The organism is Methylobacterium sp. CCH5-D2 (assembly GCF_001556475.1).
Taxonomy (GTDB): Bacteria; Pseudomonadota; Alphaproteobacteria; order Rhizobiales; family Beijerinckiaceae; genus Methylobacterium; species Methylobacterium hispanicum.
In genome coordinates, this window is the sequence record NZ_LSIX01000881.1 from 1 (window position 1) to 3060 (window position 3060).

Below are 3060 nucleotides of genomic sequence, written 5' to 3' on the forward strand. Positions count from 1 at the left end.
GTCGGGGGCAGCTTGGGCGGGGGCCGCTCGTCGCCCGGCGGCGCGGCCGCGCCGTCGGCGGCCTCCGTCGTCTCGGTGGCCGAGGCCGGGACCTCGCTCGCGACGGCGCTCGGCGGGCCGCCCGTTCAACGGGGCGCGCTTGTTCCCGCCGGGCCGTCGCTGCCGCTGGCCCTCGGCCCGCGGGAATCGTAAAGGAGGGCGCTACCCCATCCCGGCCGCGGCCCGGCCGCACACGCGAGCACGATGCGCTTCTCCAGCAAAGCCAATCCGGGGGCGGACCTCGCGGCGCTGCGGGCCGAGATCGACCGGATCGACGCCGAGATGCACGCCCTGCTGATCCAGCGCGGCACGATCATCGACCGGCTGATCGCCGTGAAGGGCACCACCGCCTCGGGCTCGGCCTTCCGCCCCGGCCGCGAGGCCTCGATGATGCGGCGCGTGGCCGAGCGGCACCGCGGGCTGCTGCCCCTCGACACCGTGGAGGGGATCTGGCGGGTCATCATCGCCACCTTCACCTACGTGCAGGCGCCGTTCTCGGTCCACGCCGACGTCTCGGCCGGCGACCCGGCGATGCGCGATTCCGCCCGCTTCCATTTCGGCTTCACGGTGCCCTACCGGCCGCACCCGACCTGCGCGGCGGTGATCGAGGCGGTGGCGGCCTCGCGCGGCGACCTCGGCATCTTCCGCTTCGAGAGCCGGGCGGCCAACGGTGCCGCGCACCCGCCCAAGGGCGAGGCGTGGTGGGAGGGCCTGATCGGCGAGGGCCGCCCGAAGGTGATCGCCCGCCTGCCCTTCATCGAGCGGCCCGCGCACCCGGCCGGCACGCCGGTCTTCGTGGTGGCCAAGCCGCTCGACGACCCGAGTGCGGCCCAGCGCGACTGGGTGCTCCACGCGGTGCGGGCCGGGGCATGGCCGGACGAGGCGGAGCGGGCGCTGCACGACCTCTACGGCGAGGTGGTGGGGCGGGCCAAGCCTCGGGGCGAGACCGAGCGCCTGCTGCTGGCCCTGCCGGGCGGCGTGGGCACGCGGCAACTGGGCGAGGCGCTCGACCGGGCCGGCGCCGGCGTCACGGCCCTCGACGAGACCGGCAGCCACGCGGCCCGCTTCCGGGTCTGAACGCAAGGTCATTGGATCCCAAAGGGTTGTGACCCTTTGGCAGGGTCCCGGGGCGCGCAGCCCCGGGTTGGTCCCGCCGACCCGGCGAAGCCGGGACGGCGGGACCAAATGCAGAGCTCCGCCCTGCACCCGCGAACGGCCTCAGGCCTTTCGAAACCGGGACTTTCCAGTGCTGACGGTCAGGCCCGTTGCGGGTCGTTCTCCAGGCGGATCGGCTGGCCGTGCGGCGTCGCCGCGGCGGCGCGCAGCCACGCATCGCGGCGGGCGTCCAGGGCCGCCGGGGCGGCGATGCCGCGTTCCGTCAGCAGCGCCTCCAGGGCGACGAGCCAGCGGCCGTAATCGGCGGCAGCCTCCGGATCGTCCCCGGGGCGGATCGCCCGCCCGAGCGCCTCGGCCCACTCGGCCCACGTGAACACCCCCGCGTCGCGCAAGCTCACCACCAGGGCGAAGACCTGCGCCTCCCACGGGGCCGCGAAGGGGCCGGGCTCCGGCGCGCTCACGCGGCGACCGCGTCGAGATAGGGCTCGAACATCTCGACCATCACCCGCTGGTTCGGGTCGGCGTCCGGCCCCCACAGCTCGGCGGCGGCAAAGGCCACGGTGTAGAGCCAGGCCGGGTTCTCGCCCGCGCCGGTCGCGTTGGTGTCGGGCAGCACGAAGGCGCCGTGAACCCGCTCGACCCGGCCGAGATGGCCCCGGACGTAGCGCGGCAGGCGGGTATGGCCCACCGGGTGAAGGTTGCGGGCGCGCACCGCGTCGCCCGCGGCGAAGCGGGCTGGTCCCTGCGACGGCCGATCGCTCGGGAAGCCGGCGCGGAAGCGCGGTTCGAGGATCCCGGCCGTCAGCACCCGCCCCACCGGCCGGGCCGGTGCGTCCGAGATTCCGCGCGCCATCTCCTCGGGGCTGGCGAGGCCGTGGGCGGCGATCTGCGTCTCCAGCGCTCGCAGCCAGATCGCGTAGTAGCTCGACGCGAGATACTCGGCCGGCGGCAGCGATTCGCGGGCCGAGCGCGAGCCGTCGAGGTTCCACGTCCCGGTGAAGCCCATGGCCATCGCCAGGGCGAAGACGCGCCGCTCCCACTCCGCGTGGAAGACCGGCTCGTCGGGCTCCGGCCGCACGGGGCCGAAGCCGTGCATGCCGCCGAGATCCTGGGCGCCGTTCATGCCGCCTGCTCCGGGCTTTTCGGCAGGCCCGTGCCGATCATCGCGTCGCGGGTGACGAGGCTGGCCAACCGCGCCTCGTCCCAGCCCTCGGTGCCGGCCGGTCGCTCGGGCAGGACCATGTAGCGGGTCTCGGCGGTCGAATCCCAGACGGTGATGCGGGTGCTCTCGGGCAGGTGCAGTCCGAACTCGGCCAGCACCCCGCGCGGGTCGATCACGGCGCGCGCCCGGTAGGGCGGCGCCTTGTACCAGACCGGTGGCAGGCCGAGCACCGGCCAGGGGTAGCAGGAGCACAGCGTGCAGACGACGAGGTTGTGCTCCCCGGGGGCGTTGGCCACCACCACCATGTGCTCGCCGCCGCGCCCGCCGATATCGAGCTCGGCGATCGCCGGGGTGGCGTCGGACAAGAGCCGCGCCCGGAAGGCCGGGTCGGTCCAGGCCCGGGCGACGACCCGGGCGCCGTTATGGGGACCGACCTTCGTCTCGTACATCTCGACGAGCGCGTCGAGGGCGGCCGGCTCCACGTAGCCCTTCTCGACCAGCAGCGATTCGAGCGCCCGCACCCGCGCCTCGACCGGCGTGAGGTCGCTGCCGTGCGGGTGGCCGTGCGGGTGGTCGTGGTCTCGGTGCTCGTGCGCCATGGCCGCCCCTGTCTCACCTCAGCCCTGGATACCCGGCGGCAGGCGCAGGTGCCAGTCCGTCGCCCCCTGGTAGGCCTGGCCGATGCGCAGCGCCGTGGCCTCGTCGTAGCCGCGGCAGACGATCTGCAGCGAGAGTGGCAGGCC

At 74.8% G+C, this 3060-nt stretch carries 5 protein-coding genes; 2 read left to right on the forward strand and 3 right to left on the reverse strand.

The annotated features are described in order from the left end of the window. Together AX737_RS35150 and AX737_RS23505 are read left to right on the forward strand one after the other, a co-directional pair. Positions 1 to 192 (forward strand): hypothetical protein (locus AX737_RS35150; protein ID WP_210173139.1); only part of this gene is annotated, 192 nt, incomplete at its 5' end. 51 nt (positions 193 to 243) lie between these two features. Beyond that, positions 244 to 1116 carry a chorismate mutase gene (locus AX737_RS23505; protein ID WP_066925570.1) on the forward strand — a complete coding sequence of 291 codons (873 nt, stop codon included), beginning with the start codon at positions 244 to 246 and terminating at the stop codon, positions 1114 to 1116. A gap of 179 nt (positions 1117 to 1295) precedes the next feature. On the opposite strand, the gene AX737_RS23510 is transcribed toward AX737_RS23505, so the two are convergent. From AX737_RS23510 to nthA, 3 genes are read right to left on the reverse strand one after another with little or no spacing between them, the layout of a single operon-like run. After that, a complete protein-coding gene (locus AX737_RS23510; protein ID WP_066925572.1) occupies positions 1296 to 1616 on the reverse strand; it encodes a nitrile hydratase accessory protein in 321 nt (106 codons plus the stop codon). Next, positions 1613 to 2278, reverse strand: a complete 666-nt coding sequence (gene nthB, locus AX737_RS23515) for a nitrile hydratase subunit beta (protein WP_066925574.1) — start codon at positions 2276 to 2278, stop codon at positions 1613 to 1615. Before nthB ends, AX737_RS23510 begins: the two co-directional genes overlap by 4 nt. Further along, positions 2275 to 2916 carry a nitrile hydratase subunit alpha gene (nthA, locus tag AX737_RS23520; RefSeq protein ID WP_066925577.1) on the reverse strand — a complete coding sequence of 214 codons (642 nt, stop codon included), beginning with the start codon at positions 2914 to 2916 and terminating at the stop codon, positions 2275 to 2277. Before nthA ends, nthB begins: the two co-directional genes overlap by 4 nt. Positions 2917 to 3060 lie beyond the last annotated feature (144 nt).

Excerpts from the sequence above, each read along its gene's own strand:
- AX737_RS23505 (WP_066925570.1), top strand. The coding sequence starts at position 244 with ATGCGCTTCTCCAGCAAAGCCAATCCGGGGGCGGACCTCGCGGCGCTG.
- nthB (WP_066925574.1), bottom strand. The coding sequence starts at position 2,278 with ATGAACGGCGCCCAGGATCTCGGCGGCATGCACGGCTTCGGCCCCGTG.
- nthA (WP_066925577.1), bottom strand. The coding sequence starts at position 2,916 with ATGGCGCACGAGCACCGAGACCACGACCACCCGCACGGCCACCCGCAC.